This is a genomic window from Pseudomonas sp. S4_EA_1b (genome assembly GCF_016307435.1).
Taxonomy (GTDB): Bacteria; Pseudomonadota; Gammaproteobacteria; order Pseudomonadales; family Pseudomonadaceae; genus Aquipseudomonas; species Aquipseudomonas rhodesiae.
Window position 1 is genome coordinate 1 of the sequence record NZ_JAEILC010000129.1, and the last position, 26691, is coordinate 26691.

Sequence of the window (26691 nt, forward strand, 5' to 3'; positions counted from 1 at the left end):
GGAGGCAAGCCCCCTCCCACATTTCAAGTTTGGATGAGGGGCGCGCGGTGCCAATCTATTTCGGACGCTGACATCGGCCGGCCAAACCAATACCCTTGGCCCAGATCACAGCCCTGCTCCAACAGGAACCGCGCCTGCTCCACCTGTTCGATACCCTCGGCCTGCACCTGCATGCCCATGCTTTTGGCCAGGGCGATGACCACGCGCACGATCGCCATGTCGTCTTCATCCCATGGCAACCCAGCGACAAACCCCTGATCGATCTTGAGCTTCTGCACGGGCAGGCGCTTGAGGCGCAGCAGGGAGGAATAGCCGGTGCCAAAGTCGTCGATCGCCAGGCGCAAACCCAATTCGCGCAGGCGATGCAGCTGTTCCAGGGCCGCCTCGGGGTCGTCCATCACCGCGCTTTCGGTGACTTCCAGTTCCAGGAATGCCGGGTCCAAACCGGTGTCATGCAGCACCTGGGCGACTTGCTCGTACAGCTCGCGCCGGGCGAACAGGCGGCTGGACACGTTGACGGCGACAAAGCTCAGCCTTAGGCCGTCGGCCAGCCATTGGCACATCTGGCGGCAGGCTTGGTCCATGACCCAGGCGTCGATCTCTGCGATCAGGCCAGTGCGTTCGGCAATCGGGATAAATTCGATGGGCGGCACCAGGCCGCGCTCCGGGTGCTGCCAACGGACCAACGCTTCCAAGCCCACCAGGCGGCTGCCCGTCAGGTCGTGCACTGGCTGGTAATACACGCGCAGTTCCTGCTGTTCGAGGGCGCGACGCAGCTCGCTGGCCACCTCCACGCGGTTCTGTGCATGGGCCGTGAGTTCCTCGGTGTACAGCGCGTAGCTTTCGCGACCGACGCCCTTGGCTTTGAACAGTGCGGAATCGGCGTTGCGCAACAATTGTTCGGCGCTGAGGGCGTCGTTGGGGAACAAACTGATACCGATGCTGGCACTGACAAACAACTGATGGCCGTCAAAGATGAACGGTTGCTTCATCACATCGAGCATGCGCTGAGCCAATGCCGCGGCCTGCACCACCTGTGGACAACTTTCCGCCAGCACCGCGAATTCATCCCCGCCCAGCCGCGCTAGGGTCACGCCGGGGCCGAACAGGCTCTGCAGCCGCTCGGCGACCAGTTTGAGCAATTGATCGCCGACGTTATGGCCGAGGCTGTCATTGATGATTTTGAAGTGATCCAGGTCGAGCAACAGCAAAGCACAACCGCGTTTGTGGATTTGCGCCGAGGCCAGCGCCTGTTCGGTGCGGTCGGTGAATAGCAGACGATTGGGCAGATCGGTCAGGGGGTCGTGGTGCGCCAAGTGAGCCAGCTCGTGCTCGGAGTTCTTGATGGCGCTGATATCGGAAAACACCGCGACGTAATGGCTGATGTGGCCATGATCATCGTGAATCACCCGGATGGTTTGCCATTGCGGGTAGATTTCGCCGCTTTTGCGCCGATTCCAGATTTCACCGCTCCATTCGCCCGTGCGCTCCAAGGCCTGGAACATCTGTTGGTAAAAAAGCGACGAATGGCGCCCGGACTTGAACAAACTCGGCTGCTGGCCCATCACGTCGTCGCGCCGGTATCCGGTGATCTCCATAAACGCACGATTGACGTGCACGATCAGGCCCTGGGCATCGGTGACCAGCACGCCTTCACGAGTGCAATCGAACACGGCGGCGGCCTGGCGCAGGCGCTCGCGGTGCTCCTTGGTCGGCTGCAACAGCAGGTGAGCCCGGGCGAAGTGCGCGCATATCAGGGAGATCACCAGCGCTGTAATGGCCACCCACACGTAGCCGCGCACCTGCATCCATTGACTCATGTCGTTGGGGTTATCGAAGAACTCGATCAATACACGCTGCGTGAGCCCGATCCATAAGACGGAAACCAGCAGATATACCAGCCCCGCGCGCAGGGCACCTCGGTATGAAAGCAGCATAGGTTCAGTAATCCTTACCCAAAAAACAGAATCGCCCCACGAAGCTGCGGATTATAGAATAAGAAACATCCAGTAAGTCTTATCTGAAAGGGCGGCTGGTTTTCTCTGTAGGCTTAGTGATAATGCGTGAGCTGTTCTTTTCTTTATCTGAGGGCCATACAGCCTATGTGGTACAACGGTTTTCTTGACTTGTCGGCCTGGCAACTGGTGGCAGTCACTCTGTTGATGACCCACGTGACCATCATTGCGGTCACCGTCTATCTGCACCGCTATTCCGCCCATCGCTCCCTGGAGCTCAATGCCGGGCTTAAACACTTCTTCCGCTTCTGGCTGTGGCTGACCACGGCGCAGAACACCCGCGAGTGGACCGCCATCCACCGCAAACACCACGCCAAATGCGAAACCGTCGACGACCCCCACAGCCCGGTGATCAAGGGCCTGTCTACCGTCCTGCGCAAGGGTGCCGAACTCTACCGCGCCGAGGCGGAGAACCCCGAGACCCTGCGTATCTACGGCAAGAACTGCCCGGACGACTGGCTCGAACGCAACCTCTACACCCCCTACCCACTGCTGGGCGTGGCGATCATGGGCGTGATCGATCTGCTGCTGTTCGGCACCATCGGCATCACTATCTGGGCGATCCAGATGATGTGGATCCCGTTCTGGGCCGCCGGCGTGATCAACGGCCTGGGCCATGCGGTGGGCTATCGCAACTTCGAATGCCGCGACGCGGCCACCAACCTGGTGCCGTGGGGCATCATCGTCGGCGGTGAAGAACTGCACAACAATCACCACACCTACCCGAACTCCGCCAAGTTGTCGGTGAAGAAATGGGAGTTCGACCTGGGTTGGGCGTGGATCAAGGTGTTCAGCTTCCTGCGCCTGGCCAAAGTGCAGCGCGTGGCGCCGATTGCCCATCGCGTGGAGGGCAAGGGCCATTTGGACATGGACACCGCCATGGCGATCCTCAACAACCGCTTCCAGATCATGGCCCAGTACCGCAAGTTGGTGATTGGCCCGCTGGTCAAACAGGAACTGGAAAAAGTCGATCACTCGGTGCGGCACCAATTCCATCGGGCCAAGCGCTTGCTGTCGCGGGAAACCAGCCTGCTGGATGATCGCCACCACTTGCGCATCCAAAGCATGCTGGAGCACAGCCAGGCGTTGAAGGTGATCTACGAGAAACGTCTGGCGCTGCAACAGATCTGGGTCAAGACCAGCGCCAATGGTCACGACATGCTGGCGGCCATCAAGGAATGGGTACACGAAGCCGAAGCCAGTGGCATCCAATCCCTGCGGGATTTTGCCCACCAGTTGAAAACCTACTCGCTGCGCCCTGCCGCCGTGTGACCCTGCCGTGGGGGGGGGGGGCCGCCCNNGGGGGGGGGGGCGGGCGCCCCCCCCCCCGCGACCTGTTTTTGGCGTCATTTACCGGGCGCCGCCAATCGATACCGTTGACGGAACTTCACCGCAATTCGCCTCTCTCAAAGAACACTTCGCCATCATGGTGGCCCCTTGTTGTGACCGCTGCTTCGCCTTGCGGCGCGCCCAGAGAGAGTTGTGCCGATGGTTCAAGAAAAGCCTCATTTACCTGACCCGCCCACTGCCGAACAACCGCTTCCGGCTGCGGCTTCGACCCTGCTGGCGTTGGTGCATGCTCAGGGTGAAGTCGAGCGGCTGAGCGAACGCGAACAACTGCTCAGCTCGCTGCTGGTGAGTGTGAATGCCGTGCTCTGGGCCATGGAGTGGGAGACGCGCCGCGTGTTGTACGTCAGCCCGGCCTACGAACGCGTCTTCGGCCGCCCTGCCAGCCTGCTGTTGGCCGATCATCGCGAATGGCGCAACAGCATTCACCCCGAAGACCTCGATTACGCCGAACAAAGCCTGGCCCGCGTGCTGGAACAGGGCGCGGTGGAAAACCGCGAATACCGCATCATCACCGCCGAAGGCAAGATTCGCTGGCTGAGCGACAAGTGCTACATCAACCAGCAGGTCGAGCCTGGCGAGCCGGTGATCGTGGTGGGCATAGCCGAGGACATCACCGAAAAGAAGCAACTGGAGCTGGAGTTGCACCGCCTGGCCACCACTGACGTGCTGACCCAGAGCAGCAATCGCCGGCACTTCTTCGAGTGCGCCAACCAAGCCTTCGACACCGCCAGCGTACAGGGTGCGCCGCTGGCCTTTCTGTTGCTGGACATCGACGACTTCAAGGACATCAACGACACCTATGGCCACCTGGAAGGTGACCAAGTACTACGGCGTATCGCCGAAAGTGGCCGAGGGGTGCTGCGCCGTGGCGACCTGTTCGGGCGTATTGGCGGCGAGGAGTTTGCCGCCGTGCTACCTGGCTGCGCGCCGGAGATGGCGCTGCAGGTGGCAGAACGTCTGGGTAAAGAGATTCAAGCGCTGAACTTCAGCTACGAAGGCCAGGCATTTGGCGTAACCGTCAGCCAGGGCCTGGCCAACCTCAGCGAAGAAGACTCAACCCTGGACAACCTGTTCGCCCGTGCCGATGCCGCCATGTACGAAGCCAAACGCCAGGGCAAGAACCGCATCATCGTCGCCACCGTCGACTTTTAGCCCACCGGCCTTTTGCGAATCCGCGTCAACTCCGACAAGCCGATCTTGAGCAAACGTGCCGTCTTGCCGTCGGCCAACGCTTCCAAGCCTTCGTGCTCAGTCAACCGCGCCATTTGCGCGGCCAGGTTCACCGCCAGCGCATCACGGGCATACACCCCGCCCTCCAGTGAATAGCTCGCCGCAATCAGCTGACGCAGTTCCAGCGGCAAGCGCCAGCGCGCGCGCAGCGACGAGCCGAAGGCGGCGCCAAAAGTGTCGAGGGACTCGCCAATCACTTTGTCGTCCAGCTCCCCACCGCCCCGGCGCCAGTCTTCCAGGCTGCGCAACAGCGCCAGGTCCCCCAGCTGATGCAGGATGCCGGCGCTGTAGCAGCGCTCGCGATCCAGATCAAGCAAGTGCGCAAGCAGCAGCGCGTAATCCGCCGTGTCTTGGGACAACTGCCAATAGCGCTCGGCGTACGCCGCCAGCACCGGATCGCCGAGTACCACGTTGTGCTTGAGCGCCAGGCCCAGGATCAGGTTCATGCTTTGCCCCGGCGCCAGTGTGTGCAACGCCGCGTGCAGAGTCTGCACCGGTGCGCCGTGATGGCCGGCGCTGTTGGCGGCGGCGATAAGCACGGCGGTGATTTGCGGGTCCGTGCGCACCTGTTCTTCCAGGCGTTTGAGGTCCAGGCCCTCGGAGCCGAGGCTGTGCTGCACGGCCGCTTGCACATCGACCCGCAGCGGTGCGCCATCGGACGCTTCGCGACGCTGCTCCAGAAACCCCGGCAACGTCATGCCCGGCGCCAGCGCCGGTACTTCGCAATACACACTTTCGCCGTCGTTAAGCAGCAAGTCCTGCAGACGCTGGGTCAGCGCCTGCATGTTCAGCGGTTTGGTCAGGTATGCCGTGGGTGCCAGGGGCAAGGCTTCGCGCACGCTGGCACTGTCATTGCGACTGCTCAGCAAAATAAATGGCAGAGGCGGCGTACGGCGCTGCTGACGCACCGCGCGCAGCAGATCCAAGCCGTCGATGACCGGCAACTCCCAGTCGGCCAGGATCAGATCGTAGGGCTTGTCGCGCAGCAGGGTCGCAGCCTGCTGCCCGTCGGCGCACACATCAAGCCGGGCGTCACAACGCACCGCAAGCAGGACCTGCTTGAGCAGGTCTTGCGACCAAGGGTCCGCCTCGGCAATCAACACACGGGGTACAGCCGGTAAATCAACCGCAGTCATCCGTCACGCTCCATCGGCAATGCCTGAACCATAGTCAACGCGGCGTGCGCCGTACAATCTACGGGCACAAAAAAACCGCCGAAGCGGTTTTTTTGTCAGCGGTCGTTATCAGAGTTCAGAGAAGCACTCTTCCATGATCGCCAAGCCTTTGTCCAACTGCTCGTCCGGCGAGGTCAGCGGCACCAGTACGCGCAAGACGTTACCGTAAGTGCCGCAAGACAGCAGGATCAGACCCTTTTCACGGGCCTTGGCCACTACCGCAGCCACGGCGGCAGCGTTCGGCTTGTGGCTGTCGCCGTCTTCGAACAACTCCACCGCGATCATCGCGCCCAAGGCACGTACTTCGCCGATCACCGGGTACTTGGCCTGGATGGCTTTAAGGCCAGTCACCAGGCGTTCGCCGACGGCTTTGCAGCGGTCCAGCAGGTGCTCTTCTTCAAACACTTCCATTACCGCCAGTGCCGCAGCGCAGGCGATCGGGCTACCGGCGTAGGTGCCGCCCAGGCCGCCTGGGGCGATGGCGTCCATGTACTCGGCCTTGCCGCACACACCGGCCAGCGGGAAGCCGCCAGCGATGGACTTGGCGAAGGTGGTCAGGTCGGCGGCCACGCCCATCTGTTCCATGGCGAAGAAGGTACCAGTACGGCCAGCACCGGTTTGCACTTCGTCGGCGATCAACAGGATGCCGTGCTTGTCGCACAGTTCGCGCAGACGCTTCATAAAGGCCTTTGGCGCGACGTAGAAACCGCCCTCGCCCTGCACCGGCTCGATGATGATCGCGGCGATGTCGCGCGGTTCGGCATCGTTCTTGAAGATGCGTTCGATGCTGGCGATCGAATCGTCGATGCTCACGCCATGCAGTTCGTTCGGGTACAGCGCGCGGAAGATACCGCCGGGCATCAGGCCCATGCCGGCCGAGTAAGGCACGACTTTACCGGTCAGGCCCAGGGTCATCATGGTGCGGCCGTGGTAAGCGCCGGTGAAGGCGATCACACCGGCACGGCCAGTGGCGGCGCGGGCGATTTTCACGGCGTTTTCAACGGCTTCGGAACCGGTGGTGACCAGCAGGGTTTTCTTGGCGAAATCACCAGGGACCTTGGCGTTGATTTTTTCGCACAGCTCCACGTAAGGCTCGTAGGCCAGGACCTGGAAGCAGGTGTGGGTCAGCTTGTTCAGCTGTTCGGTCACGGCGGCGATGATTTTTGGGTGCACGTGGCCGGTGTTCAGCACGGCGATGCCGCCGGCGAAGTCGATGAACTCGCGACCTTCAACGTCGGTCACGGTGGCGTTCTTCGCCGATTCGGCGAAGATCGGGTGGATCTGGCCAACACCGCGCGGTACAGCGGCTTCGCGGCGTTTCATCAGGGATGCGTTGGTCTTGCTCATAAAGTCCTCATTCGCCACTCATCGGGTGGCGTGGTCCAAGGAATACGTGGCGGGGAGGCAACTACGGCAGCATGCGATGATCGACTGCCACAGCTTTCCCGGCCACTACGAATAACGATGTGACACACGCAAAGGGTCAGCGCTCTCGTGCCCTCTGCGTTTACTGCAATCTCTTACGGGGCTTAGATGCCCAGGCAGAGGTATTTGATTTCCAGGTAATCCTCGATACCGTACTTGGACCCTTCACGGCCCAGGCCCGAGGCCTTGATGCCGCCGAACGGCGCCACTTCGTTGGAGATCAACCCGGTGTTGACGCCGACCATGCCGTATTCCAGGGCTTCGGCCACGCGGAACACACGGCCCAGGTCGCGAGCATAGAAGTAGGAAGCCAGGCCGAATTCGGTGTCGTTGGACATGGCGATCACTTCGGCTTCGTCTTTGAAGCGGAACAGCGGCGCCAGCGGGCCGAAGGTTTCTTCCTTGGCCACGGCAGCGTCTTTAGGCACATCGACCAAGATGGTCGGCTCGAAGAAGTTGCCTTCAATCACCTTACCGCCGCTGAGCAGCTTGGCGCCCTTCTTCACCGCATCGGCGATGTGCTCCTGCACCTTGGCCACGGCTTTTTCGTCGATCAGCGGGCCAGTGGTGGTGCCTTCTTCCAGACCGTTGCCGATCTTGAGCTTGGCCACCGCCACCTTGAGTTTTTCCGCGAACGCGTCGTACACCGAATCCTGGATGTAGAGGCGGTTGGCGCAGACGCAGGTCTGGCCGTTGTTGCGGTACTTGGAGATGATCGCGCCTTCGACGGCCTTATCCAGGTCGGCGTCGTCGAACACGATAAACGGCGCGTTGCCGCCCAGTTCCAGGGACACTTTCTTGATGTCCTTGGCGCATTCGGCCATCAACTGGCGACCGATTTCGGTCGAGCCGGTGAAGGACAATTTGCGCACGATCGGGTTGCTGGTCAGCTCGCCGCCGATGTCGCCGGCGCTGCCGGTGACCACGCTCAACACGCCTTTCGGGATGCCGGCACGGTGCGCCAGTTCCACCAGGGCCAGGGCCGAAAATGGGGTTTGCGAGGCCGGTTTGATGACCATGGTGCAACCGGCGGCCAAGGCTGGGCCGGCTTTGCGAGTGATCATCGCGGCCGGGAAGTTCCACGGGGTGATCGCAGCGGTCACGCCGATCGGCTGCTTGATCACGATCAGGCGCTTGTCAGGCTGGTGGCCGGGGATCACGTCACCGTAGATGCGTTTGGCTTCTTCAGCGAACCACTCGATAAAGGACGCGGCGTAGACGATTTCGCCCTTGGCTTCGGCCAGCGGCTTGCCTTGTTCGAGGGTCATCAGGCGACCGAGGTCTTCCTGGTTTTCGATCAGCAGTTCGAACCAACGACGCAGCTTGTTGGCGCGCTCCTTGGCGGTCAGTGCGCGCCAGGCTGGCAGCGCCTTGTCGGCGGCTTCGATGGCGCGGCGGGTTTCTGCGGCGCCCATCTTTGGCACGGTGCCGAGAATCTCACCGGTGGCCGGGTTGTTGACCTTGATGGTCTGGCCGTTGTCCGCATCGACCCAAGCGCCATCGATAAAGGCTTGCTGGCGGAACAACTGGGCATCTTTAAGCTGCATGTCGGGTTTCCTTAACAGCACCGCGCGCACGCGGAGCGAATTAGAGTTGTTGAAAGGCGCCTTGTGGGCTGCCGTCAGGGAAATCAGCCCCTGCGCGCGAGTGAAGCGAAAAAGCGCACGGGAGACAGAGCGTTTGAAATCTCAAACGAATCCTAGGATCAATGGGGGTGCAGGGCAATAGGATGTTCGAAAAAAAGAACGAAAACGGCGAATTCGCTGACGTTATCTGACCAGCGTAGGCGCTGCCGAAGTCTTGGCCATGCCAGTACTGCGCACGTACCGCGCCGGCGACGCGCCCAGGGTCTTTCGGAACATGCTGATAAAAGAGCTCACCGACTCATAACCCAGCACTTCGGCAGTGCGTTGGACGGTCTCTCCTTCCGCCAGGCTCTGCAATGCCACGATCAACTGCCATTGCCGGCGCCACTGGCCAAAGGTCAGGCCGGTTTCGCTTTTGACCAGCCGAGCCAGCGAGCGCTCGCTCATGGCCACCTGCCGCGCCCAATCGGCGATGGTCGAGCGGTTGGAAGGGTCCTGCGCCAGGGCCTTGGCGATGGTGCGCAAGGGGGAAGCGGCAGGAAGGGGCAGGTACAACTGCTCGCAGCGTGCCATTTCCAGCTGTTCGAGCAATACGCTGGTCAACCGAGCCGTGGGAGAGTCCGCCGGGTACGCCTGGTCCTGAGCGCTGAGATGAAAGATCAGTTCGAGAATCACCGGTGACAACGCCAATGTGCAGCATTGATCGGGCAGCGCCGCCGCCTCAGGTTCAACCAGCAGAAAGCACACTTGCCCATTCGCCGTGACCCGGTTGCTGTGGGACACACCGGCCGGAATCCACACACCGAACCCCGGTGGCACCATCCACACCCCATTCTCCACCGTACAAACGATACCGCCGCGACAGGCCACGACCAGTTGGCCTTTGCGGTGCTCATGCACGGGAAACTCCCTGGCGTGCTGCTGCGTGGTCAGCATCAGCGCCACGGCGGGCTGACCGAGGTCGTCCAGTTCGAATTGCTCCAGCGGCGGGTGCTGAACGTCCTGCATTGGCATCTCTCACATTGACCGGATTTGATTATTAATTGGCAGTGTAGTCGATATCGGCAAATCCGGTTGTTGCGTAGCATTCTCATCTAGTAGCGCTCGTTCCCTGCGAGCCCATCGATTTACGGTGATGACGATGCTGAGTGAACTGTCAGTTGCGAACCTCTACATCCCTCCGTTGTTGGCCTATCTGATCGCCTCGGCCCTCGCTTACCAAGCGTTGAAACATTTAGTCGACGGCCCCTTGGAGTGGACATGGCATCCCAGCCTGTCGCGCTTTTTTGTGCTGCTGATCATTTTGGCCACGCTGTTTCTGACGGTTTGAGTGAGGCCGCCTATGTCTGTCGTCAAATGCCTTAAAGCCTCCGCGACCCTGGCCTTGGGCCTTGTTGCCCTCGCCCTGTGCATGCAGCTGTGGCGTGCCTATGTGTTGGCGCCCTGGACCCGCGATGGGCGGGTCAGCGCTCAAGTTATCCGCATAGCCCCAGAGGTGTCCGGCCAGGTCGAACACCTGGCGGTGGCTGATAATCAATGGGTGTCCAAAGGCGATCTGCTCTACCGCATCGACCAGCGCGACTATTTGCTGGCCCAGCGCCAACGGGCGGCAGAGCTGGCCGAAGCGCAAAGTGTGTTTGAGCAACGCAACGAACAATTCAAACGTCGCACTCGCCTCGGGGACGCCATTGCCCGCGAGGAAATCGACAACGCCGCTCGCGCCCTGAACGTCGCCAAAGCTCGCCTCGATGCCGCGCAGGGCCAATTGGCCAGAGCGCGGCTGGACCTGGAGCGCACAACCCTGCGTTCCCCCGTAGACGGCTATGTCACTCAACTGCGCTTACAGCCAGGCGATTACGCAGCCCACGGCGATACCAATCTGTTCGTGGTCGATGGCCATAGCTTTTGGGTCACTGGCTATTTCGAAGAGACCAAGCTCTCCAACATCCGCGAAGGCGCGCCCGCGGCCATCAAGCTGATGGGCTTCTCGCCACTGCTCAAGGGACACGTCGCCAGTATCGGACGCGGGATCGCCGATGGTAATGAACTGCGCAACGACAGCGGGTTACCTCAAGTCAGCCCGACGTTCAGCTGGATACGACTGGCCCAGCGCGTGCCTGTACGCATCGAGCTGGATAACGTTCCGACCGGGGTCGAACTGGCGGCGGGGATGACGGCGAGCGTTGAGATCGTCGATGCGCAGTCGCCGTCGCACTGGAGGTTCACCCACTGGCTGCAGGGTTTTATGTGATGGCCGAGTATGTCCGCCGCGCGCTCGCCTCATTACCTCTACCGTGGACGGCCGATACCTTCGCGTATGTGCTGCGCAGCATCATCGCCGCGACCCTTGCGCTCTGGCTGGGTTTTGAGTTGCAACTGGACTCGCCTTTTTCTGCGGCCTCCACCGTGCTCCTGCTGGTGCATCCGGTGCAAGGGGCGGTGGTCGGCAAGGGCTTCAACCGTATGGTTGGAACGCTTATCGGGGTGACTGCGGCCTTTATCCTGCTGGGCATGTTTGCCCAGCAGATGTTGCTGTTCATCTTCGGCGTCGGCCTGTGGCTCGGCTTATGTGTGGCGGCAATGACGCTGCTGCGGCATTACCAGGCAACTGCGGCGGTAGTCGCCGGCTACACCGTGTGCCTGGCGTTGGGCCCCGCCATTGTCGCCCCCGAGCAAGGCTTCGATCACATCGTGACCCGAGGCACCGCCGTGGTGGTCGGCGTGTTCAGCCTCAGCCTTATTGCCACGCTGGGCAGTCGTAAAACCATTGATCGCAAGCTGCTGAACGCGCTGGTCGACGTGTCTGCCCGCGCGGCGCACCAGTTGGCTGATCGGTTCACCAACGAGGAAGCACCCGAGCTGGCCGCGCAGCGCGCGCAGCTGTCGATGGACATCGGCAAAGTGGATGAGCTTCTCGGCATCGGCTGGGGTGAGTCCGTGCTTATCCGCACGCGTCTGCCCGTTATTCAAACCGGTCTCGCTCAATTGCAGTCGGCCGTTATGGATATACGCCTGGACGATCACGATGCCCCGGGGTGGTGGTTGAACCGGATCAGTAAGCCGCTTCAGCACCTGGGCGTGGCGTTGGCCGATCGTACCGTCGACTTCACTACGGCGGCGGATCGGGTGAAACAAGCAATGAACGCGCTTGAGAACGAGGAAACGGTTGGCGGCCTTTGCGCCGATTCTGCCCTCACAGCGTTAGGGGTGGAGCGCTTGCGCGAACAGCTTGCGGATCTGCATGCCGCCCTGCACAGCTTCTCCAGCCTTGAGCGCGACACCCAAGCGCGCCAAACGGTGAAGGGGTTTCATCGCAACTATCAGGACGCCGCCCGCAACGGTCTGCGCGCCTTGGGCGCCACCCTGGTCGCCGGTGCCGTGTGGTACCTGAGCGGCTGGAATCAAGGCCCCACCCTGTTGGCGGTGCTGGGGCCCTGCTGCACGTTATCGGCTGCGGCGCCCGACCCGGTTCAAGGCATCATCGGTTTTATCAAAGGGACCTTTTACGCCACGCTGGCCGCACTGGTGTGCAAATTTTTACTGATGCCGGCGATCAATGGCTTTCCACTGCTTGTAGTGATGCTGGCGTTGTTCTGGTCATTCGGCATTCACGCCACCACCCGACCTCGTCAAGCCCTCATCGGGATCGCCTACCTGATTGCGTTCAACACGCTGGTCAGCACTGGCGCGACCGCTCATTACGACTTCGCCGACTTCGTCAACCAAGCGCTCGCCTGGTTTGTCGCGATGGGCATCTGCCTTCTGGCGTTCAACATTGTTCCGAAAAAGCCCCAGCACACCGTGCAAGCACTCAAACGCTCGCTGCTACACGCAACGCGCCGGCTTCTGCATCGAGCAGACACGCTCAATCATCGCCGGTGGCAAGCGCAACAACAGCACCGCATCGTCGCCTTGAAAAGCCTGTTGGGCGCCCACCGTCAGGGGGATTACGAGGCTGGCTATCTATCGCTCCAACTCAGCCGCGAACTGGCACGACTCCAACACCACACACGTCGCCTGCCGCCCGGCTCGCCGATTGCCCGCTGCGCAGCCACGGCCAATAGAAGGCTGACCCGTTCGACTTACCACACCGCCATCGGTGCCGCACAAGCACGCAGAGCAGCCAAGTCCATGCAGCGGCTGGGCGCCGAGCAGTGGGCAGCGCGTTACCGAAACCTGGCCTGGCTGCTGGAGCGATACGAAAACGCAACGACGGCCATCACCTGAAGGTCGGCCGCTTTCGCGGTATTGCCGACTGCTTATTCCCACTCACGAAGGTACTTGCAGAATGAACACGTTAATCAAGTGGATCGCGCTCGCTTCAATCATCACCCTGCCAGTGTTTGCCCACGCCGAGGGCGGCGCGGACGCCTTGACGCGCTGGCATGAGCAGAACAGAACGACCCAGCCAAAAGCCCCCAAACCACCCCACGGCCACCCGCCACATCAGTCCACGGCTGCGCCAGAGTCCTGAACCCAGCCCCCATGGACCGGGCGGCGACATCAAGCGGGCAAGCCCTCAGCGACACCGCAGACGTAAGACCCTGCCCTGATTTGCCCCTTCACCGCCCTGCAACTGGACGCCCCCCGGCCAGATGAGTATCATGGCGCCCGCATTGCATCCGTAGCTCAGCTGGATAGAGTACTGCCCTCCGAAGGCAGGGGTCGTGGGTTCGAATCCCGCCGGGTGCACCAGATACAGATAAAAAAGCCCCAGGCCGAAAGACCTGGGGCTTTTTCATGTGTGTTGGTATCAAGCCACAACCATCACCCCTCCCCCCTTCAAACCCGCGCTGGCGACACAATGATCTTCACATTGTGTTCCTTGTTTTTAACCAGTTCCTCGAAACCCGCCCCCACGATCTGTTCCAGCTGAATGCGCCCCGTCACCAGCGGCGTGATATCCAGCCGCCCATCGGCGATGAACGCGATCACGTCGGCGAATTCGCCGTTATAGGCCAGCGCACCCAGTACCTGTTTCTCGGTGGCCACCAGCTCGAAGAAGTTGAATTCGCTGGGCTCTTCGAAGATGCCCACCAGGACGCATTTGCCGGCTTTGCGAATCAGGTCGATGGCGAGTTTGGCGGTGTGTTTGTTGCCGATGCATTCGAAGCTGACGTCCGCGCCGAGCCCGCCGGTGAGGCGGCGTACTTCGGCCAGGGCGTCGCATTGGTTGGGATCGAGTACGTGGGTCGCGCCCACTTCCTTGGCCTTGGCCTTGCGGGCTCCGGACATTTCCAGGGCGATCACTTGCGCTGCGCCTGCCGCCTTGGCGCACATGATGGTGCACAGGCCGATGGTGCCGGCGCCGACCACCACGACGTTTTGCCCCAGCAGGCTGCCGGCCTTTTTCACGGCGTGCATGCCGACCGCGAGGGGTTCGATCAGTGCACCGGCTTCGGCGGGAAAGTTGGCGGGCAGCTTATACAGCAGGTTGGCGGGTACGTTGACGAGTTCGGCGAAGGCGCCGTTGTTCATCAGCCCGGTGAACGCCAGGTTTTCACAGATGTTGTACAGGCCGTGGGTGCAGTAGTAGCAGGTGCCGCAATGTTGGCAGGCATCGGCCGCCACCGGTTCGCCGACGCTAAAGCCTTGCACGCCGGCGCCGAGTTCGACGATTTCGCCACAGAACTCGTGACCGAGGATGCACTGGCCCTTGATGCCGGTCAGTGGGTGCGGCGCATCGACCGGGATGAACACCGGCCCGGCCACGTACTCATGCAGATCGGAGCCGCAAATGCCGCACCATTGCACGCGGATCTGCACCCAGCCGGCGGGCGGCGCATCGGGCAGGGGAACATCTTCGACGCGGATATCGTGACGGCCGTGCCAGACAGCGGCACGCATGCTGCGTTGCGGGTTGATCGTTAGGGTCATGGCAAGGCTCCTTGAAACGGCAGTGAATGACAAACCCCGCGGGGGGTTGCGAGGGCCAGAGCAAGGCCGGTGCCAGCTGCGCGAAAATCCTCGCACAGGCGTTTTTTAGAGCGATCCGTGGCACAACCCGCGCTGGCCGCAATCACCGTCGAATGAGACGCCCTGAATCAGCCCTCTGAGAAAGCGCTGGGCGATTGAGACGCTCCGTCTCATGGCTGCGTGCCTGTATGACGTTTTGTCGGGCCATCTGTATCTAACGCGCCGCCTTCGGCCGCCCTACCATCGTGCGCATCCCGCCACCCGCGACCACGCGCCCACGGCTGGCATTACCTAGAGGAGTTACCCCATGCCCGAACTGTCGAGCCTGCTGGCGTTTGGTCTGATTTGCCTCGGGATGGTGCTGACGCCCGGCCCGAACATGATCTATCTGATCTCCCGCTCAATCTGCCAAGGGCGGATCGCGGGCTTGATTTCCCTGGGCGGCGTGGCGTTGGGCTTTATGGTTTATATGCTCTGCGCGGCGCTGGGTATTACCGCTCTGCTGATGGCGGTGCCGTTCGCGTATGACGCGCTCAAGCTCGGCGGCGCGTTGTATTTGCTGTACCTGGCCTGGCAAGCGGTGAAGCCCGGTGGGCGGTCGGCGTTTCAGTTGCGCGAGCTGCCTCAGGACGGGCCGCGCCGGCTGTTTATGATGGGCTTTGTCACCAACCTGCTGAACCCGAAAGTTGCGGTGATATACCTGTCGTTGCTGCCCCAATTCATCGTGCCCGATGGCCACGGCAGTGTGCTGGCGCAGTCCCTCGTGCTGGGGTTTACCCAGATCATGATCAGTGTGAGCGTTAACGCGTTGATTGCCCTGTCGGCGGGCTCCATCGCCTCGTTTCTGGCGGCCAAACCACTATGGCAGTTGGTACAGCGATGGTTGATGGGTACGGTGCTGGCAGGGCTGGCCGTGCGCATGGCGCTGGAAGGGCGGCGCTGAGGGTGCAGCATAAAAAAGCCCCAGGTTGAGAGACCTGGGGCTTTTTTCGTGAGCCTGGTTTCAGCGCGGCTGCAGCGCCTCCAATCGCGCTGGCAGATCTTCCTGGGGAAACCGCTGGTGCAGCGCCAGCAGTTTTTCATCCGCCGCTCGGGTTTGGCCTGCTGCGCGTAGGTTCACAATTTCCTGCAACCCCTCCTCCAGGCTCGGCAACCTCGGCGGCGCGCGCTTGCTCAAGGGTTTTGCCGCTGGCGCCTGGGCCAGCGAGCCGGTGATTTCGGCCTGAGCACTCTCGGCCTTGGGTGCGACAGCCATACGCGCCATCGGCGCAGGGGCGGGTGCCGGCGGTGGAGCTTGGTCGTGGAGCGCGGAGAAGGTCGCGGTGGACACTTCGGGCTGCGGCACCGGCGAGCGCATGACCACGCCGACCATGAGCGCAACGCCGGCGACGGTGGCGAACGCCATCTGCCAGCGTGGGCGTTGGCAGGCGTGCAGCCAACGTTGCCAAAGGCTCGGTTGCGGCGCCGGGGCTTCGCGGCGGGCGACGTTGAGGATGAAGGCATCGAGAGACGCGGGCGGCTCGCCGGTGCTGTGTTGACGAAAATGCTGGATCAAATCGTCGTCAGGGGTGTGTCGGGAGTCAGTCATACAGGTACCTCCTCGGCCAGCAGACGACGCAATTTCTGCTGGGCGTAGCGCAAGCGGCTTTTTACGGTTTCCAGCGGGGTCTGGGTGAGCGCGGCGATTTGCGGTACCTCAAGGTCACCATGCAGACGCAGCAGGAACACTTCACGCTGGTCTTCGGGCAAGTCTTGCAGGGCCGCGTCGAGGCGCGCCTGGTCGCGGCTCAGGCTCAATTGCTGCTCAGGGCCGGCGCTGTGGTCGGGCTGAGCGTGCAGGTGCTCGTCGTAGCTGTCGTGCAATGGGTTGTGGATGCCGTGCTTGCGCCAGTGGTCGATCAAGCGATTGCGGGCAATCTGAAACAACCACGTGCGAAAGCTCGCCCGGCCTTGTGGCTGACTGGCGCTGCGGATCAGGCTGAGCCAGGTCTCCTGATAAATTTCCTCGGCCAGTTCGGCCTTGTTGCTCAGGGACACGAGGAAACGATACAGACCTTGGCGATGCCGCGCGTACAAGACTTCGAACGCAGCGGCGTCACCGGTCCGGTAACGGGCCAGCAACGCTTCGTCGCTGGAGGGGTCATCTGGAACAGCCATGTAGGGGGCGAACTCCTTTTGTAAAGTTAACGCGGTTCAAATGTGGGAGGGCGCTTGCTCCCGATCGCGGTCTATCAGTAACAGCTATGTGGTGTTCGAGATCAGGGCTTGAGGCTTTGGGCCAACTCCACCAGTTGCACGAACTCGTTGCGCAGGCCGAACGGGTCGTCGCCCCGCGCCGAGCGGGCCAGTGCGGCGGTGTCTTTCAACGACATGCTGCCAGTGTAGCGGCCATCGCCCTTGAGTTGCTGGGCGAACGCGGCCACTGCCGCCGCAAAGCGCAAATCGTCGCTGGCCTGGGTGGTTTGGCCAGTGATTGGCCGTTCGATCAAGCGGCTATCGCCACCTGCGGCAGGCTTGTAGCGCACGCGCAGCATGGCCAGCTCCTCGGACTGCCCCTCGGCCACAGGCGCGCCGGCATAGCGCAGCGGCTCCAGCCAACCCTTCTGCCCCTTTGGCACAATTTCGTACAGCGCGGTAACGGTATGGCCGGCGCCGATCTCACCGGCGTCTACCTTGTCGTTATTGAAATCCTCACGCTTGAGGGCGCGGTTTTCGTAGCCGAGCAGGCGATATTCGCTGACCCGCGCCGGGTTGAATTCCACCTGCAATTTCACATCCCGCGCCACCACGGCGAGGGTCGAGCTGAGCTGGTCCACCAGCACTTTGCGTGCTTCGCGCAAGGTGTCGATATAGGCGTAGTTACCGTCGCCGGCGTCGGCCAATTGCTCCATCAGGTGCTCGTTGTAGTTGTCCACGCCAAAGCCCAGTGTGGTGAGGGACACGCCGCTCTTACGCTGCTGCGCCGCCATCTGCTTGAGGCTGTCGAAGTCACTGACGCCGACGTTGAAGTCGCCGTCGGTGGCCAGCAGGATGCGGTTGATGCCGTTGTCGATAAAGCCTTCGCGGGCCATCTGGTAAGCCAGCTCAATACCCGACGCCCCCGCCGTGGCACCACCGGCAGTGAGCTGGTCGATGGCGTTGCGGATCGCGGCCTTGTCGCGCCCGGACGTGGGCTTGAGCACCACACGGGAGTCGCCGGCGTAGACCACCAGCGACACGCGGTCCTGCTCGCGTAATTGATCCACCAATAATTTCAGGGTGCTTTGCACCAGCGGCAGGCCTTCGCGACGGTCCATGGAGCCGGACACATCCACCAGAAATACCAGGTTGGCCGGCGCCAGCTGCGCCACGGCGCGGTCGGACGCCTTGATGCCGATACGCAGTAATTGGGTGTGGGGGTTCCAGGGCGTAGGGGCGACTTCGGTGGTCACGCCGAAGGGTGAGCCATCGGTGGGCAGTGCGTAGTGGTAGGGGAAGTAATTGACCATTTCCTCCAGTCGTACGGCGCCTTCGGGCGGCAGGCTGCCTTGATTGAGGAAGCGTCGTACGTTGGCGTAGCTGCCGGTGTCGACATCGACACTGAAAGTCGACACCGGCGTTTCAGCCACGCGGTGCACCGGGTTATCCGGCAGGTTGGCGTATTGCTCACGGGGCTCGCTGCGGTAGTCCATCGTCCTCGATTCCTGCATCGCCAGGCGTGTAGACATCGGCGCGGGGATCGGCATGGGTTTGCTCAGGGCACCTTGCACAGTGTCGGCCTCAAGCCGGGAGATCGGGCCCGTGTCGGCCGGTGGCGCCACATCGTGGGAGGACGACGCCCCACACCCGGCCAGCGCCAGCGTCAGGGTAACGGCGAAGCCTTGGGCAGCAGGACGTAGCCAGAGCAGGGAGTGAGACATGGGCTGAACCTCGTGAATGAATGATCCGTTCACAAGGTCAGACGCAAGGTGCGGGGGATTCGGGTTAACACCGATTTAGAAAACATCTCAATCGGTGTGGGAAGGAGCTTGCTCCCGATGGCAGAGTGTCAGCCACTGCCTCTAGTGACTGATACATCGCCATCGGGGCATGGGTGTCTCCTTAAGGCTTTGGTGAGCAGGCTTGCCCTGCGCCGGGCTGCGGAGCAGCCCCAAAACCGCCCAACCGTTTTTGCCTGGCGCACCGCAGTGTCTGGAGAGAGGGCCGCTTCGCGCGCCAGCGCGGGGCAAGCCCGCTCACCACAATTGAAGTGTGTGCAGCTGACCTGTGGTGTTTCAGCGCCGGATTGTCAGTCCGTGCCGTACTTGGGATTACGCGGGCCGTACAGAATCCCCGCCCGTTGCCCCGGCGACAGCAAGCGTGCGCTGGTGATGCCGGCAATCGGGTGCGCGGCGTCGGTGGAGCTGTTGATCACCTGCTTGACCGCCGCGGTGATCAGCATGCCGACCAGGCCACCGCTGTTGTTGTTGCCTTCCTCGCTGGAGGCGCGCGCGGTGCCGGTCCACAGGGTGGTGCCGGTGCGCAGGTCCACCAGTTTGGCCGAGGCGGTCACCGCTGTATCGCTGGAGATCAGCATGTACTTGGTGCCGTACTCGGTGACGGTGATGTACAACGCCGCGTCCGCGCCGAAGATGTCATGCAGCTTGGTCGGCGGCACGGCCTGGATATCGTTGGCGGTGGTCAGGCCGTTCTGGCGGAAGGTTTCGTCCACCAGGGCAATCGGCAGCACGTAGTAGCCGGCTTCGGCCAGCGGGTACGTCACCTGCGACACCAGGCTGTAGGACGCCTGCACTTCCGGCGATTCATTGAGCGGCGGCAGCACCAGGATCGACTTGGGCCGCGCCTGTTTATACGCCGTGTAATCGATGGTCTTGGGTGCCGCGCAACCGCCGAGCAAGGCCAGGGCCAGCAGGGCGCCGGTGAGTTTTAACAGGCTCATTTAGTCGCGACTCCGGTCTTGGCGTTTTTCAGCAGAAAGTCCATGTAGGCGGCGGATTCGGGGAACAGCGCCTTCTCGGTGCGAAATTCCTGCACCATCTGGTCATCCTTGCCCATGCTCAGGTACAGCATGCCCAGGTGGGCGTGGTAACCCGGTGGCGCCTTGCGACCACTGGCGTTGATCTTCTGCAGATCACGCTCCAGCGCTTCGACCTGCGCTTCCTTGGGCTCGCCCTTGAAGTATTCGTAAACCTGCGGCTGGTAGCTTTCCCATTGATACAGGGGCTGGGGCGCCGTCTGGCACCCGGCGACCGTTGCGATTGCTGTCAGCATCAGCGCTAACTTAACTGCCTTGCTCATCCGTGTACTGCTCCTTGAGGTGCTGCTGATCAGTTGCGCGGGTTCCAGGCGCCGGCGTTGATGCCGTCGACCAGCCGATTGATCGCTTCGCGCATGGCTAGGTCCAGGACCTTGCCATTGAGGGTGGAGTCGTAGCTGGCGGTGCCGCCGAAGCCGACCACTTCACGGTTGGACAGCGCGTACTCACCGGCGCCCTGGGTGGAATACACCACTTCGGAGGTGTTGATGTTGACGATATTCAACGCGACTTTGGCGTAGGCCACTTGGGTCTTGCCACGGCCGAGGATGCCGAACAGCTGGCGGTCGCCGGTTTCTTTGCGGCCGAACTCGGTTACATCGCCGGTCACTACATAGTCCGCGCCCTTGAGCTTCTGCGCGGTGCCTTTGATCTTGGCCTCCTGGGAAATTTCGCCCATGTTGTCGCGGTCCAGCACGCTGAAGCGGTTGGTCTGCTGCAAGTGGGTGATCAGGATGGTCTTGGCCTGGCCGCCGAGGCGGTCGACGCCATCGGAGAAGATGCCGCGCATATAGCTGGAGCGGTTGTCGAATTTGCCCACGGCAATCGGCACACGCACGCCGGAATAGGCGACGTTGGCGCTGGCGACTTGTTCCACCGGCATCGCGCGGTTGCTTTCGGTGGCGCAACCGGCCACGGTCAGCAGCGCTGCGGCGGTGAGGCCGGACAGCAGGGTTTTGCAGAGTGTTTTCACGGAATGCTCCTGGGGTGATAAATCGGTAATGGCAACGTCAGCGAGACGGGATGTCGAGCAGATCATCAACGATGTGGCGACTCAGGACGCCGGTATAAAACCGCTCGACGCTTGAGTTGCCGGAGTTGGTGAGGATGCCGCCCATGGTCTTCCATTTTTGCGCCTCCCCCATCACACCGGCGGGTACGAGGTTCTCGCGGGTCTTGGCGAAGTGCAGGACTTCGCTACCCGCCTTCTTGACCTTGACCTGATAGCTGAAATCCACACTGGCCAGAATGGTGTTGTCATCGACGATCAACGTCGACAGGCCGCCTTTGGAGTCCGGGATATGGCGCGTGTAGACGATGCTGACATCCAACAGGTAATCGGCTTTGTCCTTGCTGGGAGCATAACGTTTGGCACTGAGCAACCGATCGACCAGGTCGACGCCCAGTTGCTGGCGCACTTTGTCATCGGGCAGGAAGCGTTCGTTCTTGCCCACCACCTCCACATCGAAGGTGTCGAGCCAATACGTGGCAGTTTTGGGAATGGTCACCGGCGCCGGCGAGATGTAGTAATCCGGCTTGGAGGCGCAGCCCGCCAGGAGGCAGACGGCGAGGAACACGGCAAATGCGCGCATGTCTGAATTCGTCCCTGAAAAGTATCGTGCTTTAAACGGTGGCGGCATTTTACGGAGTTGAGAGGGGTTCTCAAGGTGTTTCGTCGGGCTATGTGCGTTAATGCACACGCCTCAAGTTTTGCTTAAAGGCGTCGAGACACTGACTCGGCTTATTTACTTATAGGGAAATTGCGTGCTTAAAACCCTCCTTCGGGCTACGGCCCTGCTTGCCGCGCTGTCGATGACCGGCTGCGTGTCCTACACCGTCACAGGCCCTATCGCCACCCCGCTCCACCCGGTATCTGTCAGCAGCCCGCGCAGCGCGCAAATCGCCGATGTGACGGTGAGCGCCGCCGACGTCAACGAGGCCAACAAAGCGGCGATCAGCAGCTCCCTGACGGCCCAGATCACTCAGTACGTGCGCACCGCCGGTTACTTCAAGCAAGTCACCGAATACCCCGTGCGCCTGGGCGAGCAGGACGTCACGCTCAAATTCAACATGACGTCCCTCAAGGGCCATCGCGCACCGCACCCGGCCTACGTGCCTGGCGCGCTGCTGACCCTGACCATCTGGATCTGGGTCAACGGCCCGATCTACGTGGACAGCTTCGACGTGGCCGGCGACCTGGTGATCGTCGACCGCAACGGCAAGGAACTGGCCAAGGCCACAGACTCGATCAAGTTCGAACACAACGTCGGCTTGTACAGCGGCCAATATTGGGCGCCTTCGATGGGCGGCCAACAGCTGACCAAACTGGTCGGGCAACTGCTCGACACCGCCACCGCCAACCTGGCCAAACCGTAATTTCAAGGAGCACCGCGTGAAAGGATTGATCAAACACAGCCTGGTACTGGCCGCTGTCCTGCTGACCGGCTGCGTGTCTTACTCGCAACACGAATTGCCCGCCGTACAAACCTGGCCACCGACTGCCAACGCGCCGGCGCAAAAGCCCACGGCGTACGTGCACACCACGGCGCAGAACCACGTCAACGGCGGCCCGGGCAACGCCGCAGTCGGCGCTCCCGTGGTGCTGTGGGAAAAAGCCGTGGCCGATACGTATCGTGCGTCCAACCGGTTTTCCCGAGTGAGCACCGACAAGGTCGACTCAGATATCTACGTGGATGCCACGCTGCATAACAACGAAGAGTACAGCACGGTGTCGGCGTTCATCACCGGCTTCACGTTCTTTATCATCCCAAGCACGGCGAAGAACATCTTCACCCTGGAAACAGTGTTCAAGGACAAGGAAGGCAAGGAACTGGGCCGCGTCAAAAAAAGCGAATCGGTGCGCACCTGGATGCACCTGGTGCTGATCGTCGGCATCCCGTTCCAGGCGGACACGCGGGAAGTGGTCGAGGCGCTGACGCGCAGCACGCTGGATGAGGCGGTGCAGCGTAAGTTGCTGTAACGCGGACCAAAGGTGGGAGCGGGTTTGACCTGCTCACCACTGCAAGCCGCAAAATCATCAGGGCATGAGAAGAGGCTTGAAGCACAGTGATCTGACCCCGATGTTCATCGGACCGGCACTTCGCACGCACCGGACGGTTCCGGCAATGCAATCACCGCCATCAGTCCACTGCCGAGCGCACCGATCAAAAACGCAGCCATCAGAGGTAAGCCGTTGCTTATAAACCAGACAACCTCGCTGTCACGCATCACCAAATAGGTCAACAGCGCCAGCCATGCAAACGCAACCGTGCCACCGCTCAGCGCAATAGTTTTATAAGCGCTACGGCCCTTCCTGAATCTGCGCAGGGTCACGAACAACGCAAAACCCAGCGCTGGCAGCAGATAAATCAACTGCACCATTACTGGTGTGGAAATAAACACAGCCCACAGCTCCAGCCCGTGCACCTCGCCAAGTGTGCGTGGGTTAGCGAACAGCCGCGCCACCATTGCGACAAATATCACGGGGCCGGCTACCAAACCGACCGCAAAGGGCATAAACCAGAAAGCAAAAAACACTTTCAGATGAGGGTACTTCCCAGTGTTCATAGGTTGATCACTTGAACTTGGCATGGGTGATTTGCTGAGCGCGATTGCGAGTGTTCGCCGAGACTCTCCAAGCGTGCTACTCCAGTTTCAAGGGGTTTGTGTCTGTGTTGAATACGAACGGGCGCAAATTTGCTCCCAACCTTTCTCAATGGTACCGGTGTATTTACCGCACGATGCGTCCTTTAATTGAGCCTCCAGAAAGTCCTGCTGCGGCTCGACCCACAGCAGGCCGATCAAATAGGCCGCGCCCGTCGCCAGCACCAACAATGCCAAGGTCCGAACCAGCATGAATCGTAATGTGGCGACGACGGTACGAGGCCGTTCGAACACGTACGCGAACAGCAGCCCGATACCGCCCCACACAAAACCAGCCGCTGCCGTGCCCAACCCCGCTTGACGACGGTCGAGGTAGGACCAGACCAGCATGAAGGCAGTGGCGCTGACAAACATCACCAGCAAGCACAGCCACTGGCCAATCCGGCATCCTACGGTCGAAAAACGCGCGATTTTAAAGCTCATGGAAACGCCCTCAGGCAAACGTGAGAAGTCACGTTTTGTCGTCTTGTCTTATAGAGTCGGCAAAGGGGTATTGCCGTTCAAGGCTGGAATCTTTGAAAAAACGTCAGTCATAAAATCCATGAACACGATAGCCCGCGTGGGAAGCAGTCTATTGGCGACATAAACCATCTGCACGGGGACAGGGGGAACCGCATGGTCGGTGAGAATGAACTGTAATCTCCCACTTTTGAGCCCGCCCTCAAAGAGCCACGCGGGCCCATGCGCCACACCCAGGCCTGCAGCGACCGCCGCACTCACAGCGTCGGGGGAGTTAACCCTGAGCCTGCCGGCAATCGGAATGTCCGCGTCGCGGAATCGCCAGGTCGCACCGGACGACAGTAAGGTGTAGACGATGCAATCGTGGTCGCGTAGATCATCCGGGGTTTGCGGAACTCCGCGTTTAGCCAAGTAGTCCTTGCTGGCGACGAAGACCCGGTCGTACCACCCAAGAGGCCGGGCGCGCAAGGCGCTGTCCTCCAGCTGTCCTATACGAATGGCGAGTTCAGTGCCTTCATTGACTAGGTCTACGTATCGATCATTGAGTTGGAGATCCAGGACCAATTGAGGGTAGCGCTGCAAAAACGTCGGCACATGCGGCAGTACAAACGCATGCGCGAGCGCTGTCGGACAAGCTACGCGCAAGAGTCCCGATGGGTCGATGTTGTTCCTGAAGGACGATTCGGATTCATCCACCGCATCCAGAATGCGCCGGATGTCCGCATAGTAGCGTTCGCCCTCCGGCGTCAGGGATAGCTTGCGCGTAGACCGGTGGAGCAAACGCGTCTGCAAATGATCCTCCAGAGCCGCTATATAGCGGCTTACATTGGGCTGCCCCAGCCCTAGATCGCGCCCAGCCGCCGAAAAGCTCCCGGTTTCTACGGCACGCGCGAAGCATGTCATCAAAAGAAATCGGTCCACTTCTCCACCTCAACTCATGCCCTATTTGCATGAATCATATGCGAACAGGCGGTCTTATCCTATTCAGCGCATAAGCGCATATTTCTCCATATCGACCGCGGTGGTCGTCATTCACCGGAGAATTCAAATGTCACGCTTGCAAGGTAAACGTACGCTCATCACTGGCGGCACCAGCGGTATCGGCCTGGAAACGGCAAAACACTTCCTGGCCGAGGGTGCTCGCGTGATCATAACGGGTGTAAACCCCGACTCGATTGCAAAGGCTCAGGCCGAGTTGGGCCCGCAAGTGCCGGTGCTGCGCGCCGACTCCGCCAGCGTGGCAGCACAAAAGGAACTGGCACAAGCCATCAAGGAGCACTATGGCCAACTCGATGTTGCCTTTCTCAACGCCGGCGTATCCGTATGGCTGCCCATTGAGGAATGGACGGAAGATAGGTTCGACCGCTCTTTCGACATCAACGTCAAGGGGCCGTACTTCCTGATGCAGGCGCTGTTGCCGGTCTTCGCAAATCCCGCTTCCGTCGTGTTGACTACTTCCGTAAGCGCGCACGCGGGCGCAAATCGCTCGTCCGTGTATGCCGCAACGAAGGCCGCACTGCTGAACATGTCGAAAACGCTCTCGACCGAATTGCTCGGCCGTGGCATCCGTGTCAACGCAGTGAGCCCTGGCACCGTCGAGACTCCCCTTTATGACAAGCTTGGTGTTGCGCAAGCGTATCGCGAGCAACTTAACAAAGAGATCGCGGCAACCATTCCGCTTGGGCGCTTCGGTACCTCCGAAGAGGTGGCCAAAGCCGTGCTGTATCTGGCATCCGACGAGTCGCGTTGGACAGTCGGCTCCGAAATCGTTCTTGACGGCGGCCGCCTGCTGAATGGCTGAGTGCGAGAAAAATAGCAGAACTAGGGGTCAGACCACCTATATACAGTGGTGCACTAATTGTGGTCTGACCCTATTTTTCTCATTTCTGATAGATTGCGGATTGTACGGAGCCTCGGTGCCTTTTATCAGGTCGCCGCCAGTGAATAGGTTGAGGTCACGGCCCTGGACTCTTCCCAACAACTCTACTAAACCCTGTCAAAACAGCCCTACACCGACCATCTTGACCAAAAAAACAATCAAATCACCAAGCTTTTTAGTCGATCACCCGCACTGAGGAGCTCGCCGGCAGATAGCGGATTATAACTAATCACAATCAAAACCCCATCTTCGAACTCACGCACTTCTTCTACACAACCACTCACCGAATCAACAAGTTCACGAGGTCCCTTTCCAAAGGCCCGAAAACACAATTCCTTATCGAAATAATTCGCTGCATTTATACGAAAAACGCCATCCCTACCATTGACGTCTTTCTTTGTTGCTTCACAAGCTTCTACCACTAAAGGCCAATCGCTTCTCGTAACACTCCAATCATGCAAAGCCGAGCGATAGGAACCAAACGCCTTAATATATCTAGGAAAAACAACTTTCAACAAATCTGAATAGTCGACTTTTGAAGCAGTAAATTCAATAAATAGAGTATCATCAAACTGCGCATCATCTTCCAGATACTTCTGATCTCGCAGGGCATATGAAATACGACCTTTAACACCGACTGGAAGTAGCTTATCTAATGACACCGAGGTCACCAACTCGCTTCCAATAGGGGGAACTTTAAGGGAATCGTTCAAGCCCCATGGAACGCCCAGATCGCTTACAACTCTCAAAAAATTATTATGCCTATCTTCGATAGACTCTGAAAAATTAGGTCTATGTCGAAATTCAAGCTTATATTTAGTCATTAAGGTGCCACCCTTACAGAAATATTTCTGATATTTTGCTCAACAAGGATATCTGTTGTCCTATCAGCTGCTTTTTGATTGGGAAATTCAAAAACCGCCTTAACTCCCGGATTCTGCTTTAGCGCTGACGATACTCGCTGAACGCTCTGTATCTG

At 60.5% G+C, this 26691-nt stretch carries 27 protein-coding genes and 1 tRNA gene; 11 read left to right on the forward strand and 17 right to left on the reverse strand.

Annotated elements, in window-relative coordinates; translation table 11 throughout:
• Positions 1 to 23 precede the first annotated feature (23 nt).
• Positions 24 to 1937 (reverse strand): phosphodiesterase DibA, encoded by a 1914-nt coding sequence (gene dibA, locus YA0848_RS31045; protein WP_047881491.1) that lies wholly within the window; start codon positions 1935 to 1937, stop codon positions 24 to 26.
• Positions 1938 to 2102: 165 nt separating this feature from the next.
• On the opposite strand from dibA, the gene desA reads away from it, so the two are divergent.
• On the forward strand, positions 2103 to 3287 hold the full coding sequence (desA, locus tag YA0848_RS31050) for a delta-9 fatty acid desaturase DesA (RefSeq protein WP_034095308.1): 1185 nt from the start codon (positions 2103 to 2105) through the stop codon (positions 3285 to 3287).
• A 216-nt stretch (positions 3288 to 3503) separates the two neighbouring features.
• Positions 3504 to 4517 carry a GGDEF domain-containing protein gene (locus YA0848_RS31055; RefSeq protein ID WP_034111275.1) on the forward strand — a complete coding sequence of 338 codons (1014 nt, stop codon included), beginning with the start codon at positions 3504 to 3506 and terminating at the stop codon, positions 4515 to 4517.
• Here the strand turns inward: YA0848_RS31055 and YA0848_RS31060 are convergent.
• The 4 genes from YA0848_RS31060 to YA0848_RS31075 all read right to left on the reverse strand — a co-directional run bounded on the left by YA0848_RS31060 (position 4514) and on the right by YA0848_RS31075 (position 9789).
• A complete protein-coding gene (locus tag YA0848_RS31060) occupies positions 4514 to 5731 on the reverse strand; it encodes an HDOD domain-containing protein (protein ID WP_169903688.1) in 1218 nt (405 codons plus the stop codon). The genes YA0848_RS31055 and YA0848_RS31060 overlap by 4 nt on opposite strands.
• A gap of 108 nt (positions 5732 to 5839) precedes the next feature.
• Positions 5840 to 7117 carry a 4-aminobutyrate--2-oxoglutarate transaminase gene (gene gabT / locus YA0848_RS31065; protein ID WP_034095305.1) on the reverse strand — a complete coding sequence of 426 codons (1278 nt, stop codon included), beginning with the start codon at positions 7115 to 7117 and terminating at the stop codon, positions 5840 to 5842.
• A gap of 182 nt (positions 7118 to 7299) precedes the next feature.
• Positions 7300 to 8742 carry an NADP-dependent succinate-semialdehyde dehydrogenase gene (gabD, locus tag YA0848_RS31070; RefSeq protein ID WP_034095304.1) on the reverse strand — a complete coding sequence of 481 codons (1443 nt, stop codon included), beginning with the start codon at positions 8740 to 8742 and terminating at the stop codon, positions 7300 to 7302.
• 222 nt (positions 8743 to 8964) lie between these two features.
• Positions 8965 to 9789: an AraC family transcriptional regulator gene (locus YA0848_RS31075; protein ID WP_034111272.1), complete on the reverse strand. Its 825-nt coding sequence runs from the start codon at positions 9787 to 9789 to the stop codon at positions 8965 to 8967.
• Between the two features lie 133 nt (positions 9790 to 9922).
• Between YA0848_RS31075 and YA0848_RS31080 the strand changes: the two genes are divergently transcribed.
• From YA0848_RS31080 to YA0848_RS31100, 5 genes are all read left to right on the forward strand, one after another.
• Positions 9923 to 10111 (forward strand): DUF1656 domain-containing protein, encoded by a 189-nt coding sequence (locus YA0848_RS31080; RefSeq protein ID WP_099312148.1) that lies wholly within the window; start codon positions 9923 to 9925, stop codon positions 10109 to 10111.
• 12 nt (positions 10112 to 10123) lie between these two features.
• Positions 10124 to 11032: an efflux RND transporter periplasmic adaptor subunit gene (locus tag YA0848_RS31085; protein WP_034111270.1), complete on the forward strand. Its 909-nt coding sequence runs from the start codon at positions 10124 to 10126 to the stop codon at positions 11030 to 11032.
• Positions 11032 to 13008: an FUSC family protein gene (locus YA0848_RS31090; RefSeq protein WP_034111268.1), complete on the forward strand. Its 1977-nt coding sequence runs from the start codon at positions 11032 to 11034 to the stop codon at positions 13006 to 13008. Before YA0848_RS31085 ends, YA0848_RS31090 begins: the two co-directional genes overlap by 1 nt.
• A 61-nt stretch (positions 13009 to 13069) precedes the next feature.
• On the forward strand, positions 13070 to 13255 hold the full coding sequence (locus tag YA0848_RS31095; RefSeq protein ID WP_169903689.1) for a hypothetical protein: 186 nt from the start codon (positions 13070 to 13072) through the stop codon (positions 13253 to 13255).
• Between the two features lie 144 nt (positions 13256 to 13399).
• A tRNA-Arg gene (locus YA0848_RS31100) sits at positions 13400 to 13476 on the forward strand.
• Between the two features lie 87 nt (positions 13477 to 13563).
• Here the strand turns inward: YA0848_RS31100 and YA0848_RS31105 are convergent.
• Positions 13564 to 14628 carry a 2,3-butanediol dehydrogenase gene (locus tag YA0848_RS31105; protein ID WP_232925220.1) on the reverse strand — a complete coding sequence of 355 codons (1065 nt, stop codon included), beginning with the start codon at positions 14626 to 14628 and terminating at the stop codon, positions 13564 to 13566.
• Between the two features lie 376 nt (positions 14629 to 15004).
• Here YA0848_RS31105 and YA0848_RS31110 point away from each other — a divergent pair, with 376 nt between their 5' ends.
• A complete protein-coding gene (locus tag YA0848_RS31110; RefSeq protein WP_169868605.1) occupies positions 15005 to 15640 on the forward strand; it encodes a LysE family translocator in 636 nt (211 codons plus the stop codon).
• A gap of 60 nt (positions 15641 to 15700) precedes the next feature.
• Here the strand turns inward: YA0848_RS31110 and YA0848_RS31115 are convergent, their stop codons facing one another.
• The 7 genes from YA0848_RS31115 to YA0848_RS31145 all read right to left on the reverse strand — a co-directional run bounded on the left by YA0848_RS31115 (position 15701) and on the right by YA0848_RS31145 (position 21303).
• Positions 15701 to 16285, reverse strand: coding sequence for a hypothetical protein (locus YA0848_RS31115; protein WP_169868606.1), 585 nt, complete (start codon positions 16283 to 16285; stop codon positions 15701 to 15703).
• Positions 16282 to 16854 (reverse strand): RNA polymerase sigma factor, encoded by a 573-nt coding sequence (locus YA0848_RS31120; RefSeq protein ID WP_034095297.1) that lies wholly within the window; start codon positions 16852 to 16854, stop codon positions 16282 to 16284. Before YA0848_RS31120 ends, YA0848_RS31115 begins: the two co-directional genes overlap by 4 nt.
• Before the next feature lie 101 nt (positions 16855 to 16955).
• A complete protein-coding gene (locus YA0848_RS31125) occupies positions 16956 to 18596 on the reverse strand; it encodes a vWA domain-containing protein (RefSeq protein ID WP_169903690.1) in 1641 nt (546 codons plus the stop codon).
• Between the two features lie 368 nt (positions 18597 to 18964).
• On the reverse strand, positions 18965 to 19615 hold the full coding sequence (locus YA0848_RS31130) for a DUF799 domain-containing protein (protein ID WP_034095295.1): 651 nt from the start codon (positions 19613 to 19615) through the stop codon (positions 18965 to 18967).
• Positions 19612 to 19974: a DUF4810 domain-containing protein gene (locus YA0848_RS31135; protein WP_017848623.1), complete on the reverse strand. Its 363-nt coding sequence runs from the start codon at positions 19972 to 19974 to the stop codon at positions 19612 to 19614. The genes YA0848_RS31130 and YA0848_RS31135 overlap by 4 nt, the downstream gene beginning before the upstream one ends.
• Positions 19975 to 20003: 29 nt before the next feature.
• Positions 20004 to 20750 (reverse strand): CsgG/HfaB family protein, encoded by a 747-nt coding sequence (locus YA0848_RS31140; RefSeq protein WP_376782723.1) that lies wholly within the window; start codon positions 20748 to 20750, stop codon positions 20004 to 20006.
• Positions 20722 to 21303 (reverse strand): hypothetical protein, encoded by a 582-nt coding sequence (locus YA0848_RS31145; protein ID WP_169903691.1) that lies wholly within the window; start codon positions 21301 to 21303, stop codon positions 20722 to 20724. The genes YA0848_RS31140 and YA0848_RS31145 overlap by 29 nt, the downstream gene beginning before the upstream one ends.
• A 172-nt stretch (positions 21304 to 21475) precedes the next feature.
• Here YA0848_RS31145 and YA0848_RS31150 point away from each other — a divergent pair, with 172 nt between their 5' ends.
• Together YA0848_RS31150 and YA0848_RS31155 are read left to right on the forward strand one after the other, a co-directional pair.
• Positions 21476 to 22087 carry a hypothetical protein gene (locus YA0848_RS31150; protein ID WP_034095291.1) on the forward strand — a complete coding sequence of 204 codons (612 nt, stop codon included), beginning with the start codon at positions 21476 to 21478 and terminating at the stop codon, positions 22085 to 22087.
• Positions 22088 to 22103: 16 nt separating this feature from the next.
• Positions 22104 to 22691, forward strand: a complete 588-nt coding sequence (locus tag YA0848_RS31155; protein WP_034095290.1) for a lipoprotein — start codon at positions 22104 to 22106, stop codon at positions 22689 to 22691.
• 104 nt (positions 22692 to 22795) lie between these two features.
• Here the strand turns inward: YA0848_RS31155 and YA0848_RS31160 are convergent, their stop codons facing one another.
• The 3 genes from YA0848_RS31160 to YA0848_RS31170 all read right to left on the reverse strand — a co-directional run bounded on the left by YA0848_RS31160 (position 22796) and on the right by YA0848_RS31170 (position 24754).
• Positions 22796 to 23278, reverse strand: a complete 483-nt coding sequence (locus YA0848_RS31160; RefSeq protein ID WP_053060071.1) for a hypothetical protein — start codon at positions 23276 to 23278, stop codon at positions 22796 to 22798.
• Between the two features lie 87 nt (positions 23279 to 23365).
• On the reverse strand, positions 23366 to 23797 hold the full coding sequence (locus tag YA0848_RS31165) for a hypothetical protein (RefSeq protein ID WP_047881499.1): 432 nt from the start codon (positions 23795 to 23797) through the stop codon (positions 23366 to 23368).
• Between the two features lie 48 nt (positions 23798 to 23845).
• On the reverse strand, positions 23846 to 24754 hold the full coding sequence (locus YA0848_RS31170; protein ID WP_040265218.1) for a LysR family transcriptional regulator: 909 nt from the start codon (positions 24752 to 24754) through the stop codon (positions 23846 to 23848).
• Positions 24755 to 24881: 127 nt separating this feature from the next.
• Here YA0848_RS31170 and YA0848_RS31175 point away from each other — a divergent pair, with 127 nt between their 5' ends.
• Positions 24882 to 25634: an SDR family oxidoreductase gene (locus YA0848_RS31175; RefSeq protein ID WP_047881500.1), complete on the forward strand. Its 753-nt coding sequence runs from the start codon at positions 24882 to 24884 to the stop codon at positions 25632 to 25634.
• A 236-nt stretch (positions 25635 to 25870) separates the two neighbouring features.
• Here the strand turns inward: YA0848_RS31175 and YA0848_RS31180 are convergent, their stop codons facing one another.
• On the reverse strand, positions 25871 to 26536 hold the full coding sequence (locus tag YA0848_RS31180) for a hypothetical protein (RefSeq protein WP_082036738.1): 666 nt from the start codon (positions 26534 to 26536) through the stop codon (positions 25871 to 25873).
• Positions 26537 to 26691: the final 155 nt, after the last annotated feature.